The 15336-nt window shown below is 26.7% G+C and carries 22 protein-coding genes; 18 read left to right on the top strand and 4 right to left on the bottom strand.

The features are described 5' to 3' along the window. The first annotated feature begins 74 nt into the window (after positions 1-74). The 9 genes from K0040_RS13175 to K0040_RS13135 all read left to right on the top strand — a co-directional run bounded on the left by K0040_RS13175 (position 75) and on the right by K0040_RS13135 (position 5466). The gene (locus K0040_RS13175) at positions 75-602 is read left to right on the top strand and encodes a putative immunity protein (protein ID WP_228109233.1); all 528 of its coding nucleotides are present in this window, start codon (positions 75-77) and stop codon (positions 600-602) included. Between the two features lie 167 nt (positions 603-769). Further along, the gene (locus K0040_RS13170) at positions 770-985 is read left to right on the top strand and encodes a hypothetical protein (protein ID WP_228109232.1); all 216 of its coding nucleotides are present in this window, start codon (positions 770-772) and stop codon (positions 983-985) included. A gap of 484 nt (positions 986-1469) precedes the next feature. Then, positions 1470-1925, top strand: a complete 456-nt coding sequence (locus tag K0040_RS13165; RefSeq protein ID WP_228109231.1) for a helix-turn-helix transcriptional regulator — start codon at positions 1470-1472, stop codon at positions 1923-1925. A gap of 266 nt (positions 1926-2191) precedes the next feature. Beyond that, positions 2192-2362 (top strand): hypothetical protein, encoded by a 171-nt coding sequence (locus K0040_RS13160; protein WP_228109230.1) that lies wholly within the window; start codon positions 2192-2194, stop codon positions 2360-2362. 11 nt (positions 2363-2373) lie between these two features. Next, positions 2374-3117: a protein kinase domain-containing protein gene (locus K0040_RS13155; protein ID WP_316720060.1), complete on the top strand. Its 744-nt coding sequence runs from the start codon at positions 2374-2376 to the stop codon at positions 3115-3117. A 160-nt stretch (positions 3118-3277) separates the two neighbouring features. Next, complete coding sequence (locus K0040_RS13150; RefSeq protein WP_228109229.1) at positions 3278-3769, top strand: hypothetical protein; 492 nt, start codon at positions 3278-3280, stop codon at positions 3767-3769. Between the two features lie 233 nt (positions 3770-4002). Then, on the top strand, positions 4003-4518 hold the full coding sequence (locus tag K0040_RS13145; RefSeq protein WP_331476317.1) for a helix-turn-helix domain-containing protein: 516 nt from the start codon (positions 4003-4005) through the stop codon (positions 4516-4518). A gap of 19 nt (positions 4519-4537) precedes the next feature. Further along, the gene (locus K0040_RS13140; RefSeq protein ID WP_228109228.1) at positions 4538-4894 is read left to right on the top strand and encodes a DUF4180 domain-containing protein; all 357 of its coding nucleotides are present in this window, start codon (positions 4538-4540) and stop codon (positions 4892-4894) included. A 248-nt stretch (positions 4895-5142) separates the two neighbouring features. Next, the gene (locus tag K0040_RS13135) at positions 5143-5466 is read left to right on the top strand and encodes a hypothetical protein (RefSeq protein WP_228109227.1); all 324 of its coding nucleotides are present in this window, start codon (positions 5143-5145) and stop codon (positions 5464-5466) included. A 133-nt stretch (positions 5467-5599) separates the two neighbouring features. Here the strand turns inward: K0040_RS13135 and K0040_RS13130 are convergent, their stop codons facing one another. Beyond that, on the bottom strand, positions 5600-6700 hold the full coding sequence (locus tag K0040_RS13130) for a PQQ-dependent sugar dehydrogenase (protein WP_228109226.1): 1101 nt from the start codon (positions 6698-6700) through the stop codon (positions 5600-5602). A gap of 173 nt (positions 6701-6873) precedes the next feature. On the opposite strand from K0040_RS13130, the gene K0040_RS21090 reads away from it, so the two are divergent. The 3 genes from K0040_RS21090 (at position 6874) to K0040_RS13120 (ending at position 8665) form a co-directional block, all read left to right on the top strand. After that, the gene (locus K0040_RS21090) at positions 6874-7278 is read left to right on the top strand and encodes a DUF2935 domain-containing protein (RefSeq protein ID WP_331476316.1); all 405 of its coding nucleotides are present in this window, start codon (positions 6874-6876) and stop codon (positions 7276-7278) included. Further along, positions 7256-7789, top strand: a complete 534-nt coding sequence (locus K0040_RS21085; protein WP_331476315.1) for a DUF2935 domain-containing protein — start codon at positions 7256-7258, stop codon at positions 7787-7789. The genes K0040_RS21090 and K0040_RS21085 overlap by 23 nt, the downstream gene beginning before the upstream one ends. A gap of 600 nt (positions 7790-8389) precedes the next feature. After that, a complete protein-coding gene (locus K0040_RS13120; protein WP_228109225.1) occupies positions 8390-8665 on the top strand; it encodes a hypothetical protein in 276 nt (91 codons plus the stop codon). A gap of 113 nt (positions 8666-8778) precedes the next feature. Here K0040_RS13120 and K0040_RS13115 read toward each other — a convergent pair whose 3' ends face one another. Together K0040_RS13115 and K0040_RS13110 are read right to left on the bottom strand one after the other, a co-directional pair. Next, positions 8779-9303, bottom strand: coding sequence for a hypothetical protein (locus K0040_RS13115; RefSeq protein WP_228109224.1), 525 nt, complete (start codon positions 9301-9303; stop codon positions 8779-8781). Between the two features lie 158 nt (positions 9304-9461). Beyond that, entirely contained in the window at positions 9462-10154 is a 693-nt protein-coding gene (locus tag K0040_RS13110) for a glycosyltransferase (RefSeq protein WP_228109223.1), read from the bottom strand. Positions 10155-10624: 470 nt separating this feature from the next. Here K0040_RS13110 and K0040_RS13105 point away from each other — a divergent pair, with 470 nt between their 5' ends. The 6 genes from K0040_RS13105 (at position 10625) to K0040_RS13080 (ending at position 15098) form a co-directional block, all read left to right on the top strand. Continuing rightward, entirely contained in the window at positions 10625-10819 is a 195-nt protein-coding gene (locus K0040_RS13105) for a hypothetical protein (protein ID WP_228109222.1), read from the top strand. A gap of 30 nt (positions 10820-10849) precedes the next feature. Next, a complete protein-coding gene (locus tag K0040_RS13100; protein WP_228109221.1) occupies positions 10850-11659 on the top strand; it encodes a MerR family transcriptional regulator in 810 nt (269 codons plus the stop codon). A 69-nt stretch (positions 11660-11728) separates the two neighbouring features. Then, on the top strand, positions 11729-13060 hold the full coding sequence (locus K0040_RS13095; protein ID WP_228109220.1) for an MATE family efflux transporter: 1332 nt from the start codon (positions 11729-11731) through the stop codon (positions 13058-13060). A gap of 357 nt (positions 13061-13417) precedes the next feature. Next, positions 13418-14215, top strand: coding sequence for a DUF975 family protein (locus K0040_RS13090; RefSeq protein WP_228109219.1), 798 nt, complete (start codon positions 13418-13420; stop codon positions 14213-14215). Positions 14216-14290: 75 nt separating this feature from the next. Continuing rightward, positions 14291-14476, top strand: a complete 186-nt coding sequence (locus tag K0040_RS21500) for a DUF4184 family protein (protein ID WP_265588881.1) — start codon at positions 14291-14293, stop codon at positions 14474-14476. An 88-nt stretch (positions 14477-14564) separates the two neighbouring features. Continuing rightward, entirely contained in the window at positions 14565-15098 is a 534-nt protein-coding gene (locus K0040_RS13080) for a leucine-rich repeat domain-containing protein (RefSeq protein WP_228109218.1), read from the top strand. Between the two features lie 109 nt (positions 15099-15207). Here the strand turns inward: K0040_RS13080 and K0040_RS13075 are convergent. Then, positions 15208-15336 (bottom strand): IS3 family transposase (locus tag K0040_RS13075; protein ID WP_228109266.1); only part of this gene is annotated, 129 nt, incomplete at its 5' end.

Raw genomic sequence — 15336 nt, 5'->3', positions numbered from 1 at the left:
AAATAGTTTCAGATTTTAAATATGATACAATTGATGTATAATAATTTAAAAAATATATTAAAAAAGGAGTTATCATGGCTAAAGTACGAAAAATGATTGGAAAAGCAGACTCACCATATATTCTATCTATTATGAGATTAATAAAAACACAAAGCAAAAACACAATTGTAAAATGGTGCAATGAATATGCAAGGGAGTACATTCTACCTATTTATGAAAAAGATTATCCAAAAGATTCTCGTTTAAAAAATGCACTAGATGCAATTAATGAATATCTGGAAGGAAACATAAAATTAACAGAAGCAAAGAAATTTATTAAGGAAGTTCAAATAGCAGCAAGAGAAGCAGAAGGAAATCCAGCAGCACAAGCTGCAGCTAGGGCAATTGGAGCAACAACAGCAACAATTAACACTGTAACAAGTTCTTTAGGGCTTGTATTTTACGGTAGTGCATCAATAGCGTATTCAACTGTTGGAGTTAATGAAATCCTTGATGTTTATGATGAAATTGCAGCAAGAGAGTGCAAAAACATGGAAGATGCCCTGCGCAAAGTAGCTATAACAGATGAGCCTAATCCAGCAAAAATAAAATGGAGTTGCTAAAAGTGATTTTGTAGCAAAAACAGAAATTACTTTTTCATTGACTATGACAATGCATAAAGATCATTTTATATATTTATAAATAAATGAAATTTTTTCTATGCCTGACAATATAATATATAAAGAGTATATTTCTCAAAGATATATTCATAAAAAGTGAGGCGAAAAAAATGAAATATTGCAAAAGTTTAATCATCACCTTAGTTATTAGTTTTCTAATGATAATAGGAACAAATACTGTAATAGTAAATGCAGCAGAGTCTAAACCTGGTAGCAATAACTTTGTTTTTTATTTCCTTTTATTAATTATATCTGCAATGGTTTTAGGAAGCATAGTTAGTTTAGTAGGACGAAAAATAAGTAAAATTAAGTCTAAGAAAAAGTAAAATATAAAAAACATTACCATAATAAGTTGGTGAGCTCATAAACTTGCCAACTAAAAGGTCATATCCATAAAGATATGGCCTTTTATTATATGATATTTAAATATACACCACTTGGAGTAAATCAATATGAATTTATGAAAAGTGGAAATATACTTAAATTATAAATAAAATGCTAAGAATATGACAGTGCTTCAATGTTGAAGTGAGAATATGGGAAGATGGATCTATTATTACTGTAAATGATGCAGATAGGATTATACTACTTTAACAATAATAATGAATAATATATTATTTATTATTTGGTTTGTTTTTATATTTAAAATAAGAATGAAGGTAAAAATAAAGGTGAACTCTTTAGAGTAAGGCATTATAGCCGTAAACTAAATAAAGGAAAGGCTTTTTAATATTATATTACACTGTAGCTATTAGTTGAGAAAAAATAAATACATAATAATGGTTAATATATAAATATAATTTATGTGAGGTGATTAAGCTGAATTTTGGAAATAACTTAAAAAAACTAAGGGCAGATAATAATCTATCACAAGAACAACTTGCTAAAAAATTAAATTTACCTTGTCAAGCTATATCAAAATGGGAATTAGGAAAAGAATATCCAGATATGGAGGACCTTGTAATGTTGAGGGATATATTTCATGTAACAATAGATGATCTAGTAATTAATGATAATATAGTAGTGTGTAAAGATTATAAGAAGAGAAAAGTAGTATTAAAAGACATTTATATAAAACCTAATTATAATAAAAATGGAAAATTAGTTGAAAGAAGTGACAATATACGAATTTATTTAATGACAGTTGGATCAATAATTGGGATTGTAGTAGGCATTGTAACTAATAACCCCATATGGGCTGTTATTGGAACTTTAGTTGGAATAAGTATAGGCAATATATTAGAATTAGTTATAAAAAAAGGATAAAGTTTTTATTTTGAAGCTTAAGGTATGTATGGACTTAAAAGTCTATACATACCTTTTTTACTTACTAGGATATTATAGCTTAAAGGGGTAGAAAAGTAATTCGCCGATACGTGGTTTAGGCGAAACAAAATTTTATTCTAAAGATTAGCTTGATAATAAAATAAGGTTATATGAAAAATAAATGTAGCAAAATACATTAATATGTCATAAGTTATATTAATGACTAGAATATTCTAGTTGTTAATATATGATTGAGGGGTGATATAATGGATTCTTTAAAAAATCAATCAGAAAGAGGCCATGAATATTACAAGAAAAAAGGAAAAGGAAGAACAAGTGCCTCTGTTAGTGGATCTAGTGTATCAGAAAGTGGATCCAGCGCATCACAAAGTGCTTCAAGTGCAAGTTCATCATATAGCAGACCATATAGTGAGTAATCTAAAAAAATATTCCACTGGGAGGAGATAGTATAGACAAATATTATACACCTGGTGAAAATATAAAAAATTACACTATTATAAAAATAATAGGTGAAGGTAGATATGGTATAACATATCTGTGTGAAAAAAATACAAATGAGAAATATGTAATAAAACAATTAAAAAAAGAAATGATGGAAAAAAGTAAAGATAAATTATTTTATGAAGAAGAAATAATGAAATCTTTAGATGATAAAAAATTTCCTAAATTCATAGAAAAATTTGATTATGAAGATACAAAATTCTATGTAATTCAATTTATACAAGGAAAAGACTTTTATGAATTATTATCCTTTGACGAATATGAATTTAATAGAAATGAAATATATGATATTGCACAAAAAATTTTGAAAATCATAATTACCTTGCAAGAAAAAAACATTGTTCATAGAGACATTAGAATTTCTAATGTAATAATGAATGAAAAAAAAGATTTAATATTAATTGATTTTGGATTAGCTAGATATATAGATGAGGAGAAATATAAAAAGGAAATAGATTATTGGTATATGGCAGACTTTCTAATACATCTATATTACTCATCTTACGATGATGAAAATTTAGAATTAGAAGATAGGCCATGGTATGAAGAGTTGGATTTAAAAAATGACGAATTAATTTTTTTAAAGAGATTAATGGGAATGGAAAAACCATATGAAAATACAGATGAAATAATGAGACATCTTTTAATAATTAAAAATTCAAATAGTTAGATAAAACAATAAACCATATAGCTTTTAATTTTAAAGTTATATGGTTTATTAATAATAATTTATATTAAGGAGGCGCTTTATTATAAAAAATGTTGTTAGAATAGTAAAGATATATGAAGATACATTTAGAGTAAATAAGTACTCTAAAAAGCCATTTAGATTGATTGGATTAATAGATGTAGATATGGAGTTTTACTATGGCGTAGAAAGAGTTACCTTAGCTTTTTACAGATCTTCAGGAACAAACAACAACAAGATAAAAGGATTATGGTATCCTATTGTAGGTATAAAAACAAAAGAAGGGGAATTTACGGAATTTAGTGAATATATAAATTATGTTCTTTCAAGTACTACATTAGATGCTACGGCAATAAAAGGTTGGCTTGCAAAATCAATATTTTTTGGCAAACAAAATGAAGATTGGAAGATACCAGGTTTTTCAAATACCAAACATTATGAATCACTTTACTATATAGGAAAGACATTGCAACGTCTTTATAATGAGAAAAATTATGAACTAATGAAAAGCTTAAATGCTATGGAAGTCAACAGAGTTTTAGCACTAAGAGAAAAATATTATGGAAACAACCATATACAAAGGGAAAATTTCGAGAGATTTATTGAGGATATATTTCTAGAATTCAAATATTAGAAATATATAGGATATAATGTATGAAGTCATATAAAAGTAATGATGTATGTAATTTGCAATGATTAAGGTATGTATTGATGTAAAAGTTAGTACATACTTTTTTATTTTAAAAAATCAGTTGAATAATTGAGTAAGATTATGCAGAAAATAGAAATAAAGTTTAATAAATAGCAATAAAGTACAATGAAATACATTGACAAAGAGTGTATAGTTAAATATAATGAGTTTATAAAATGAAGGAGATAGGATTGATTTTAATGGAAGAAAAATTTTATACAGTTGACCAAATAGCAGAAATATTAGGAATGCACCATAAAACTATAAGAAAATTTATAACGGAAGGTAAACTTAGAGCAAACAAAGTTGGAAAGCAATGGAGAATATCAGGACATGATTTAAGTTTTTTTATAGAAGACAATAATGTGAATGTTAGGAGCAATAATGAAGTACAAAATGAAAAAATCGAATTTTCTACAAGTAATGCCCATACAAGCAAGAAAACTAATAAGATAAGTATATCTACTGTTGTAGACGTTAACGAAGTAGATTTGGATGAATATAGAAGAATATCAAACATGCTTTTAGCAGTAATGAACAGCAAAGATTCAAAAATGAGCAACTCAACTATTAATTTAAAACATTATCAAAAATGTGAAAATTTAAAGATAATGCTATGGGGAGATATGGACTTCACTAAAGAAATGTTAGATTTTATATCTACCCTTACAGATGATAATAATAAGATGTAAATAGGAATTAGGTGATAAAATGAATTATAAAATTATAGATAAAACAAACACAAAATATATAGAAGTAAAACAGCCAGTTACCTGTGAGTCTGATATATTAGATATTATTGGCATATGTATTTCAAATGATATTAGGTTATTGCTGTTTAAAGAAGAAACATTTACTGAAGAATTTTTTAATCTTAAGCTAGGACTAGCAGGTATAGCTTTACAAAAATTTATTAATTATAATATAAAAGTTTCAGCCATAATTGAAGACAATAAGAAAATAGATGGAAGGTTTGGAGAGTTAATATATGAATTAAACAGATCAAATAATTTTAGAGTTTTTAATAACATTGAAGATGCTGAAAACTGGATTTTAAATATTAAGTAGTAATAAGAATATGTATATAAATTTGAAAGCATGTCTACAATCTAGAAGTACTAAAATTTTCTCTATTCATAGATTACGCTAAGCACTTATACGTTATTAAAAATCCTGGATATCGAATTATCCAGGATTTTTTTGTTAAAAAAGAAATATAAATTATTTGTAGAACTTTTTATAACGATTTATATCTTATAATGAGAACACTCTTTCTAATATCCAATACTATAGTAGTAGAAAGGGGTTGGTTAGAAGTGTATTCAGAAAAAAATAATAAGGATAGAAATGGACAGAATTTACATGATGAATGTAGAAGGTTAATGAATTATCACGCTCTATTTACAATGAGAGATGGAAGTGTATTTGATGGAATTATTGAAAGTGTGGATTCAAATGGTGTTACTGTTTTAGTTGGTGAGGATGTAATGGAGGAAGAACTTGAAAATCCATGTAGTCAACAACGACAATTTGGTAGACCTAGAAGATTTAGACGTTTTAGACGTAGAGTTTTTCCATTTGCTACTTTACTAGCACTATCATTATTGCCATATCCATATTATCCATTTTTTCCATATTAAACAAAGTATTATATAAATATATTATAAAATTTTTATAAACAATTATTAAAACAGAAAACTGACTTAAATACTAAACATATAAAAACCGTATTACGAATTCGTAATACGGTTTTTACTATACTTTAATATATATTTATTTTTGAACGAGACGGATAATTCTATCATCACTCATATCAGGATTTCCTCGTCCATCTCTATTACTTGTTGTAATATAAATTGACCCATCTTTTCCTTGAACTACTTCACGTAAACGTCCATACTCATTCTTAAACCATGATTCTACACTTTCTACTACACTTCCATCTTCATTTAAGAATATAGAAAGGAGTTGTTGTCCACGAAGTGCAGCAACTAATAATTTATCTTGCCAAGGGCCTTGGTTTACAAAGGTAATACCAGATGGGGCCCATGTATCTTCACCACTGTGTATTAATGGCTTTTGTACCATAACTTCTGTAGAATCTTCATCCCCTTGAACAAGAGGCCATCCATAATTTGCTCCTGGATGTATGAGGTTTATTTCATCATGTGCTGATTGCCCATGTTCTGATGAATATAGTATATTTTTTGAATTCCATGCTAAGCCTTGTGGGTTCCTGTGGCCAAAGCTATAAATAGGTGAATTAACAAATGGATTATCTTTAGGTATACTGCCATCCAGCTCTATTCGAAGTATTTTTCCAGCAGTACTTGAAAGATCTTGAGCTAATGAAGAGTTGCCTGCATCTCCTGTTGTTATATATAACTTCTTATCTGGGCCTACTTTTATCCTGCCTCCATTATGAATTTGTCCTCCGGGAATTTTATCTAGATGGATTTTATCAATGTATGCCTTGTTATTGTTTTCAATTAATCTAACAACACGGTTGTAGAGTTTATTGTTTTCTGTGTATGAATGCATAACATAAAAATAATGATTTTGTAAAAAATCAGGATCTAAAGCAATCCCCATTAGGCCACCCTCTCCTTGACTTATAAATGGAGCTGTAAATGTGATGAGTGGCTCTGGATTTAGTGTGCCCTTCTCAATAACTCTAATTGATCCAGTCCTCTCAGTAAAATAGATGTTGCCACTATCACTTATATCCATAGCCCAAGGAATATTTAAATTTTCAGCAATAACTTCAATATTATAAGGTAATTGTCTTGATTTAATTGCCTTAATTTTTAAGTTATTTCTGTTTGGTTTATGAAATATGGTTTTATGATAAATATTAGAAATTATCTTTTTCATATTTTGTCCTCCAAATTAAAATAAGCAATTTAGCAACAAATAGAAATTTTTAATACAAAAATACTATTCATATATTTATAATAATATTCGTTTAGAAACCTAAAGATACTACTTTTATCATATATTAATATTCCAATACATAAAATGTAGAAAACTTATTTTTGGAGGTTAATATGATAAACGATCAAAGCTATGCTATTTTATCACTTGAACTACATTTATTCTTTGGAAGGATAATGAAGGAACACAGCCTTTTTTTAGAAGCTGGATTTACAGCTAAAGACTCGGAGCTAGCTAAAGAGGCAGAACATTATAAAAATCAATTTGAAAAATTATTATCATTTGCAGTAAGTGCCAGCAATGGCATAATAAGATCAAATGTTTTAAACTCTGGAGAAATTATAACTGATTATACATTGGGAGCAGAAGAAAAAACTCAAGCATTGACAGGTATACAGATAGATAAAAATATAACTACTATGGAATCAAGGTTACGTAGTGGAAATAATCCTCAAGTTAGCTCTAATTTAGTAAACTATGTAAATCAACTTAAATATGAATGCAAAAAGGCTACTTAATGGACTTATTAATTTTAAGAAAAGGATATTAAATGGTGTCTTATCATGTAATTTATTTACAGTTAATTATCCATTACTTATTGAACATATAACTCGTGAAGCCCAGTTATATTTATCATTAGTAAATGATCTTGAAAATAGGGTGGATATTGACTCTAAGGATGTTAGAGAGACTGAGTTATTTTGGGATCAAATTATGATGGAACATTCACAATTTATAAGGGGATTACTTGATCCTACTGAAGAGGATTTAATTGATGCTGCAGATGAATTTGCAGATGTATTTAATGATTTAATGAAAGAAGCTCAGGCTATGACTGATATGACCATAAATAGTGTTACAGACCAAACATTAAATCAAACTGTTCAACTTAAGGATTTTAAACAAGCAGGTACAGAGGGCATTTCTAAATGTATAATAAGATCTATAATATTACCTCTACTTGGAGATCATGTACTAAGAGAAGCGAATCATTATATTAGATTATTAGAAACTTATAAAAAAATGTAATTATTTTGATGAACAAATATTGGTGAATGGAAAGGATGTATTATAAGTAAGTGATATTGCTTTTTACAAAAAATATATAGTATCAATATGATATTAAAGAGCTCGCGTATATAAAAATAGTGCGAAGCTCTTTTTTATGCATAAGAAAGTTATTATTATATGTTTATAAATAAAAATATATTGATTTACAATTTTTATTTATTGATTATAAATAAATAAAGTGTCAATATATAATCATGTACGATTTAAGAAAATAGGTAACAACATGAATTTAAGTAATAGAAATTTAAGTATTTTATTAGTACTGTTTATAATAATTATAGGCAAGATTCTTTTTTCATTGCAATAGGTTATGGATGCCCATTTAAGAATATTACATTACTACAACTATCAAATTCTGAAATAGTAAGTGGAATTATAATAGGAGTTTATATATGCCTTGTATCTTTTCTAAAAGCATTGTTTTTGTTAGGTAAATTGATGAAATAGTATATGTTTGTAGCTTATTAAATAAAAAATGAAATAAATTTTAAAAATATGGCAAACTTTCTTGCTTAATTTGTCGTATATATTATAGGTAGGGTTTATAAGGAGGTTTTTATGAAATTTAAGAAATCAATAATAGTATCTATTTGTGTATTATCAATTATTTTTATATCCATTTTGTCATCATACGCAACTTGCTCAAAAATATTAAAATATAATCAAAAGAAGGGAATATATTTATATTGGACTAATTCAAATTTTAAAAATAAAGTAAAAGTTGTAGGTAGAGATAAAAAATTAGTACGGTATTTTGATAGAAGATTTTATCCTAGGAAGTTTTCCTTTGCGTTTATGAAAGGCAAAGGAAGACATGGACTAATTTATTATTAAATAAGAGAAGGTATAAAGTAAGTCAATATCATTACATATAAAAAGGTAGGTGTGGAAAATAAAAGTCCATATCTACCTTTTTATTTATAATAAGTAATGTAATTGAGAAAACATTATAAATTATAAAATGTCTCAATATATGAAATCATCTGATCACCTAAATTCAAATAGTAGTATATATATGTTAAATAATCAGAATGAAAAAGGTGAGTTGCCTCAACTTCGTTGTTCATAATTCCATCAATTAGTACTAACTGTTGATTTAAACTCATCTTATAGGAATCTAATATAAAACTAATTTGTTGAGAAAATAATAAATCTGGCGGAGAGTTATTATATTTTTTATCAAACATTTTTATTGAATTTTCTATTGATGCCATTTCAGATATATAAAAATTTATTTCCCTTTTTATTTTACTAGAACTTTCTTTTACTGTTGCTGGGGTTATAGTTATAGTATTTATATTTTCTCTCAATGTTTCTATTTCACTAAGAAATCCAATTAGTTCATCTTTTCCTTTTAAATTTTTATACATTGGAGGTACTGATAGTTCAGATTGAGCAGCAAAGCTTGTATAATTATTTGTCATGAAAAGCGAAATTAATAATAAACCTACGAGTATGCATTTTTTCTTCATTTTGGTGTCCTTTCTAAATTAATAATTTAAGAATAGTTTATACTGTTGCATTAAAGTTTATTCAAATGTAAGTGGATAGAAAAAATTAAATATTTTAATTTGATTAATAAAATAAAAAAGAGCCATATCATATATAAGTGATACAGTTCTTTTTATAACTATTTAAATTTTTGAGGAAATTGCTTTATTATACCTTGGGTAATAATATCTGCAAATTCAATCATATGATCTTCGCCCTTATTATATGCTTTAATATCTGCATTCCAATCTTTATTTAACCTAGCAACAACTTGGTCTGTAACATATTGTAAATGTTTGTGTAACATGTCTTTTAGAACTTTTTGTGAATAGTTAGGATTAGCAGAACTTAAAAATTCAGCTATTTTATCAGCATTTTCATACCAAAGTTTATTGTATTTTTCTAAATCAGTTTTGTTTCCACTTTTAGCAGAATCAGTAACCTTAACTGCAAGTTCTATATGCTCTCTTAATAATGAAGCAAGTTTATTTCCTGCCTCTTCTCCATAATAAGGCTTAATTGAATTTCCAGTATCATCTTGATTTTTAAGAAGTCTTTCTAATACAGGACCTGTATCTTCTAGTGAAGATAAATCACTAATAATGGTATTTCTAGTCCAAGATACATGATCTATCCAAAGTTTTCTTTGTAACATTCTTAAATCGCAGGTAGCTTTATTGTAAGATACATCATTAGAAGAGATAGTTTCCAAAGCTTGTGATTTAAATGGGATGAAAATAAGCGTTAGTAAAAATAATGATAATAATGAACCTTTAAAAATTTTTTCATATTTAATTCTCCTTTTTATTAAATTCAACGTTAGTTTTTCCAAAGGTAAACACAGATATTCTCTTTAAAGAAGCTTTTATACACCCTTTATAAAAAAATTATAAAAGGATAAATATAACTTACAATTTCATAAGGTTATTCAAATTTATTGATTAATGATATGAAATCAAATAATATATAGTTGAATATATAGATTATTATACTGAAAAGTTAGTCGAGTATTTAAATTCTTACTATACAGAAAATCTTTCAAAGGAGCAAAAAATTTATCTCATAGATGATAGTAAAAAGGTTTATTGAAGTGATAATTTCGATAATAACTAAAAAAATAAAATAGTCATATCGAGTGAATCAACATGATTTTATTTTAAGGAGGGAGTAATGGAAATTGCATTTTTTTAAATCGTAGTAATCATAAAACGAATACGAGCACCAATCATAATAATGTTTAATTATTATTTTAATTAAATTTAATCTAAAAACTAAATTCATAATAAGTTAGGGGTGAGTAATGTGAATGGCGTAGAGGAACAATTACAAGATATATCAACTTCTATGGAGAATATAAGTAGTGCGGTAGAAGAGTTAAAAGAAAACCACGATTGTGGAGATTCTTTTTCAGGTGTTGGAATTGTTATAATAATTGTATTAATCTGTATTAATAACAATATAAAAAAGCTTACACAAGCAATTAGGGATAAGAAGTAAGGTTATAAGCTATTAAAAGGAGTAAATAATATGGAATGGAAGATGACAGTCGGGCAAGCGAGTAGACTATTCAATACTACTGCAGAGACCCTTAGGCATTATGATAGAATAGGTTTACTTAAACCAATAGTAAATGAAGAAAATGGCTATAGATATTATTCAATTAAAGAAATGGAAATATTAGATTTAATATTAGATGCAAAATATTTAGAATTACCACTTTCAAATATTAAAGATGTTATTGGAAATGAAAGTATAGATAATTACATAGAGCTTATAGAATTACAAGAAAAAACAATAGATGAGAAAATTGATCATTTGTTAAAAATAAAAGAACAAGCTAAAGAAAAGAAAAAAATATTAAATGAAATGATGGATTTTAAAAATAACTATAACTTTGAGCAATTAAATATAGTAAAAGAAGAAAATACTATAATATATATCCCTATTGATGCTATTATAAATAGAAAAGTTAAACAAAAAGATAGCTCATTAAAGCCAATGTATTTAGAACAATGGATAACATCATATAAGGCAAAAGATTGTAATTCATTAATCTATGATGAAATGAATATGGGAATATACGAAAAAGATGCATATAATTTAATAATACCTGAGAATAAAAAAATATTTAAAAAAACCTATAGTGAAAAAGCAATAAAAACAAAGTTTGTAGGAACTTTTGATGAATTAGAAAAGTATATTACTTCTATTTTAAACCACTACTATGATAATGATAAAGAATTAAATATAGATATAGGTATAAGCTGGATATGGAGTGTTTACAATGAAAAAGGAACTATAAACTTTATGGAGATTACTGTTCCTTTAGAAATATGATTATGAATAAAATAAATATGTTGACATTTGTGTTACACAAAACTTTATACTTATCAAGAGGTGATAAGTATGGATCAGAAAATATTAAAAACAGAAAAACTTTCAAAATTATTTATTAAATTTACTATTCCAAGTATTATAGGTATGGTATTTTTAGGAATACAAGGAATAATAGATGGACTATTTGTAGGTAATGTTATAGGAGAAAATGCCTTAGCGGCAGTAAACATAGTTCAGACTTATATGCAAATAGTAATGGCTTATGCCCTTGTAATAGGCGTAGGTGCGCAAAGTATAATTGGAATAAATTTAGGGAAGGGAGAAAATGAAAAAGCACAAAATATTTTTAGAACTTCATTAATCTTACTTACTTTAATTTCTACATTAGTAATGGTGTTTGGGATATTCTTTAGTGATAAAATAGCTATATTCTTAGGTGCTAATGAAGTGCTTTTGGAAGGCGCTTCAACTTATATTAAAATTATATCTTACTTTATAGTTTTTGTTTCCCTAATGTTTTTATTTGAAATGATAGTTAGAACAATTGGTAAGTCTAATATTTCACTGGTAAGTATGATTTTAGCAGTATTATTAAACGTGGTTTTAGATTATTTATTAATAAATAAGCTTAGTCTAGGAATAAAAGGAGCAGCTGTAGCTACTGGAATCTCTTACGCATCAGCCTTTTTTATTAACATAATACCTTTTTTAAACAAAAGTACTGTTGTTAACCTATATAAAGGAAAATTTGATGGGAGTTGCTTATTTCCAATGGTATACAATGGATCTTCAGAAGGGATTTCATCACTTTCAAATGGACTTTCAATGTTTTTATTTAATACAGCATTGATGAAAATAGCAGGAGAAAGTGGAATTGCTGCATTTTCTATAATAAACTATATAGCTCAAGTAGGGTATATGGTGTTATTTGGAATAGCAGATGGAGTAGGACCAATAATAAGCTACAATTATGGTGCAGAAAATGAAGAAAGAGTAAATAAAACATTAAAAGCATCAATTATAGTTAATTTATTAATTGGGATAATAATATTTATAGTTATGGAGATGTTCTCACAGCCGCTTATAAATGTTTTCTTAAAGGATGGGAAATCAGTACTAGAAATGGCTACAACAGGTGCAAAAATTTACGGAATAGCATTTTTATTTAATGGTGTTAATATATTAATATCATCATACTTTACTGCAATAGATGACCCTATGTCTTCTATAATAGTGGCAGTTAGTAGAGGCCTATTGTTTATAGCAGTAGGGATTTTTATACTTCCATATATATTTGGAATAAATGGAATATGGGGAAGTATAGTTTTTGCAGAAGTAATAACAATAATTATATGTTTTAAATTATTAAAAAATAGAACTAAAAAACAGACTGAATATTAGTACATTGTTAAATTTAACTTTGTATTTAAGTTTAAACTTGATTAAAGTGTTAAAAAAATAAGTGTAAATGTTAAGTAAAATACTACTTAAATGTTTACACTTATTTTGTTATTTAAATTTGCTCAAAGTTATAACACTTGGTAACCAAAATGTGCAATTAAACCTAATGTTTTAAAATTGTGATTTTAAAATTAATATTATTAAGTATATAGTTAAAAGTGCAAATGAAAGTTACAAAAGAAAATAATAGAAACACAAAATATTGAATGATTACACCATACAAGTAAACTATACGAAACTGTAAGATTATATAACAGTGTTTTAAGATATAATCATATCAAAGAGAGGGGAGATAATATGTGGAAAAGTAGCCAGTTAAAAGAAATAGCAAAAATCAATTTTAAAAGGTATTATTGGAAAGCAGTACTAGTAAGTTTTATAGCATTTGTTTTAGCAGGGGGTATGGGACAGGTAGCCAATGGTATTAACGAAGTTAAAGAGGATTACAATAGTGCCTACAACGAAAACTACACAGAAGAATACGAAGATACATATCTAGATTTAAAAGGAGGAGCTAAAAATATTTTTCAAAATATATTTGCAGATGGTTTAGTCCTACTCTTTATAAACATATTTGTAGTAGCCATTATTTTAAGTTTGCTTATTAAATTACTAATAGCCTACCCTATAATAATAGGTAAAAATAATTATTTTATGGGAATTAGGCATAAAGAAAAGCCTGTAAAAAGTATATTATTCCTTTATAAAAGCGGGAAACTTAAAAGTTCAATATTCACCATGTTTATGAAAGATTTATTTATATATTTGTGGTCACTATTATTTTTAATACCAGGAATAGTAAAATATTACGAATATAGAATGATACCTTATATATTAAGTGAAAATCCTAATATAAGCAGAAAAAGAGCTTTTGAAATAAGTAAAAACATGATGTATGGTAATAAAGGAGGAGCTCTTTTACTGGATATATCATTTATAGGTTGGTACTTATTATCAATATTAACTTTAGGATTACTTACTATATTTTATGTAAATCCATATGTGGAAAGTACAAATGCTGAGCTATATGCTTTTCTTAGAGAAGAGGCTTTAGAGAAGGGGTATGCAGAAGAATGGGAATTAACTGGATTTTAGTGGGGAGAATAGCAAACTCATATTAGCAGGATAAATATGCCATTTTAATTTGCCCATCCGTCCATTGTACTACCATTGAGAAGCAAATATTTTAACTTCAGTGGATTAATATTAGGATCTATGGCTCCAAATTTAATATACTTTGTATTATTTAGCCCAAGTAGTAATTTAGGACATACATTTTGGGGATTTTTATTATTTAATTTACCCATGTGTTTTTTATTAAATTACTTATTTTATTTTTTGTTTTATCTTATTTAATTATAAATCTATCAGATTAGTTAGATAACTTTACATTATTTTCAAAATAGATATAATATATATATCTATATTAGGGGGAGACAGAAAGATGACAAAAGAAAATGAAAAAGATGAATATGTTTATGAAGTAAAAGGCAGAGGTATTATAATCAAAGAATACATTGGGAAAGAGCAAATAATCAACATACCAGAAACAATTGAAAATAAGCCAGTAACAAAAATTGCTAGTGAAGCTTTTGAGGGAAAAAGTCTATTAGAAGTGTACATGCCAGACACTATTAAGGAAGTAGGTAAATTTGCCTTTGCATCAAATATGTGTATGACAGAAATAAAGTTATCAGAAAATCTAAAAGCTATACCAGAAGGAATGCTTGCCTTTTGTGGAAAGCTTAAAGAGCTTAATGTACCATCATCAGTAAAATCTATGGGGAAAAATTCACTTGACTGTGTGAAACTGAGAAAATTAATAATTCCAAGTTCAGTTGAAAAGATTAGCAATAAGATTTTTGGCAAAAACATAGAAGGAAGTAGATCTACTACTTTTGTGGTTGAAAAAGGTAGTTTTGTTGAAGAGTTCTTATCTTCTAAGAGTTTAAATATAGAATATAAAGAAGAAATATAATTATTAAAAACTTGTTATAATAATTTTTAATAGATTAACATAAACATACAGAGAGCACCTATTAACATAGTTATGACCCTGTCAAGTAGACACTCATAAAAAAGGCACTTCAAGCGGCATGTGTTCGGTATTCAACTGGACTCATGCCATTTTTTATTTGTACACGTTCGTGATTGTAGAAATAAATATATTCCTCTATAAGTTTTGTGATTTCTTTTGAATCTCTTGTATCAACTAG

The organism is Terrisporobacter petrolearius, assembly GCF_020748185.1.
Classification (GTDB): domain Bacteria; phylum Bacillota; class Clostridia; order Peptostreptococcales; family Peptostreptococcaceae; genus Terrisporobacter; species Terrisporobacter petrolearius.
Note: the sequence above shows the minus strand (reverse complement) of the source record. Positions and strands in the feature narration are given on the sequence as shown.

What these genes read in the sequence shown, in the direction of transcription:
- K0040_RS13175 (WP_228109233.1), top strand. Translation starts at nt 75, where the DNA reads ATGGCTAAAGTACGAAAAATGATTGGAAAAGCAGACTCACCATATATT.
- K0040_RS13170 (WP_228109232.1), top strand. Translation starts at nt 770, where the DNA reads ATGAAATATTGCAAAAGTTTAATCATCACCTTAGTTATTAGTTTTCTA.
- K0040_RS13160 (WP_228109230.1), top strand. Translation starts at nt 2,192, where the DNA reads ATGGATTCTTTAAAAAATCAATCAGAAAGAGGCCATGAATATTACAAG.
- K0040_RS13145 (WP_331476317.1), top strand. Translation starts at nt 4,003, where the DNA reads ATGAAGGAGATAGGATTGATTTTAATGGAAGAAAAATTTTATACAGTT.
- K0040_RS13140 (WP_228109228.1), top strand. Translation starts at nt 4,538, where the DNA reads ATGAATTATAAAATTATAGATAAAACAAACACAAAATATATAGAAGTA.
- K0040_RS13130 (WP_228109226.1), bottom strand. Translation starts at nt 6,700, where the DNA reads ATGAAAAAGATAATTTCTAATATTTATCATAAAACCATATTTCATAAA.
- K0040_RS21090 (WP_331476316.1), top strand. Translation starts at nt 6,874, where the DNA reads ATGATAAACGATCAAAGCTATGCTATTTTATCACTTGAACTACATTTA.
- K0040_RS21085 (WP_331476315.1), top strand. Translation starts at nt 7,256, where the DNA reads ATGAATGCAAAAAGGCTACTTAATGGACTTATTAATTTTAAGAAAAGG.
- K0040_RS13120 (WP_228109225.1), top strand. Translation starts at nt 8,390, where the DNA reads ATGAAATTTAAGAAATCAATAATAGTATCTATTTGTGTATTATCAATT.
- K0040_RS13115 (WP_228109224.1), bottom strand. Translation starts at nt 9,303, where the DNA reads ATGAAGAAAAAATGCATACTCGTAGGTTTATTATTAATTTCGCTTTTC.
- K0040_RS13100 (WP_228109221.1), top strand. Translation starts at nt 10,850, where the DNA reads ATGGAATGGAAGATGACAGTCGGGCAAGCGAGTAGACTATTCAATACT.
- K0040_RS13095 (WP_228109220.1), top strand. Translation starts at nt 11,729, where the DNA reads ATGGATCAGAAAATATTAAAAACAGAAAAACTTTCAAAATTATTTATT.
- K0040_RS13090 (WP_228109219.1), top strand. Translation starts at nt 13,418, where the DNA reads ATGTGGAAAAGTAGCCAGTTAAAAGAAATAGCAAAAATCAATTTTAAA.
- K0040_RS13080 (WP_228109218.1), top strand. Translation starts at nt 14,565, where the DNA reads ATGACAAAAGAAAATGAAAAAGATGAATATGTTTATGAAGTAAAAGGC.